The sequence below is a fragment of the Bacillus sp. HY001 genome (assembly GCF_007558965.1).
Lineage (GTDB): Bacteria > Bacillota > Bacilli > Bacillales > Bacillaceae_G > Bacillus_A > Bacillus_A mobilis.
This window is the reverse complement of record NZ_VLTE01000243.1, coordinates 1-1,283: the sequence shown is the minus strand read 5'-3', so window position 1 is coordinate 1,283 and position 1,283 is coordinate 1. Positions and strand designations below refer to the sequence as shown.

The 1,283-nt window shown below is 31.3% G+C and carries 1 protein-coding gene and 1 pseudogene; both read left to right on the top strand.

Annotation, left to right across the window (positions count from 1 at the left end; genetic code table 11):
- Positions 1-222 (top strand): annotated as a pseudogene (locus FOT98_RS31095) (transposase); the annotation flags it as partial.
- A gap of 21 nt (positions 223-243) precedes the next feature.
- The gene (locus FOT98_RS31090; protein WP_000385108.1) at positions 244-756 is read left to right on the top strand and encodes a helix-turn-helix domain-containing protein; all 513 of its coding nucleotides are present in this window, start codon (positions 244-246) and stop codon (positions 754-756) included.
- Positions 757-1,283: the final 527 nt, after the last annotated feature.

The window sequence follows — 1,283 nt, the reverse complement described above, 5'->3', positions numbered from 1 at the left end:
TACAAACATTGTAAAGGTTGTCCCATTTTCGATTCCATCCGAGAGAAAGGAGAGCAATTGAATTCTTTATCGAAAAAGAGTACATTTAATAAGGTACGGGAACGTTATATGGAAAATCCTTTTAAGTATCTTCAGTATAAAGAGTACTCAATCACAGATGTAGTAAAAGAAACCGGTTTAACAAAGTATCAACTAAGAAAATTTAAACAACAGCTAGAATGAAAGTTTCGGATGAGGTGAGAAATGGACTATTTATCTTTAGAAGAGGTATGCGATAGGGTAGGTTTAACAAAAAATCAATTAGGCTATTTAATTAAGTATAAACACATCGAACCTATCAATATGGCCACTTGGAAAGCAGATGGCGGATATCGCTTTGAGCAAGGAGATGTAGAAAAGTTAGAGGAATTATACAAAGACTCTTTAACATTAAAAGAAGCAGCTGAATTTCTAAGTAAGTCTAAGACTTACGTTCATAATGCAGCTAAAGATGGGATATTGCCCTTTAAAGAGATTGCTAAAGGGAAATCAACTGAACGATTGTACTTAAAAAAGGATTTGGAAATTTTCAAAGAAAGAATTGAAAACAGATCAAAAGAAGAATCGAAAGAGAAAAAGCAGCATTTAAGTCTCTATCTTGATGAAAAGGTAGTAGAAGCAATAAAGAAAAAGGCTGCAAAGAAAGGGTATAATGGCTACAAGAAGTTTGCTGAAGACATTTTATCTGCAGAAGTAAAAGAAGACATAGAAGAATAGAAATCCCAGAGAGAATAGATCCCTGAAAAATGAAAAAACATTAAAAGGGTTCTATTTTCATTTTTAAGAAACTTTCTCTCTTCCGAGTGCAATTACATTACCCTAAACACAAAAAACGATTACAGACGATTTTGAGAGGTCACTTTTCGGGTGCATTCCTAAAAAAATCACTGTAATTTCAAGAAAAGGGTTAATATATATAAGTTAGAAAATAAAGGAAAATAAAGCGGATAATTACAAGGGCGTTTTATTTGAAATTATATTCTCAAAAAATAGCATATGAAACTAAGGTCAATTATGAAAAATCCAAGAAATACAGTATACATATTCAGATTATAGTAAACTAAATTCTTATAAAACTCCTTAACTAAAAGATTATATACAGACTAAAATTGGACAGATTTTCTATTTTAGATTGTTGAAGTATGGTAAAATAGAAGTATAACTGTATATCGTGTGAAGGTGGGCTTGTTATTATCCCTTCTTTCCATTTGGAAGGAAAGGGGGTGATATAACATGGAATTTTT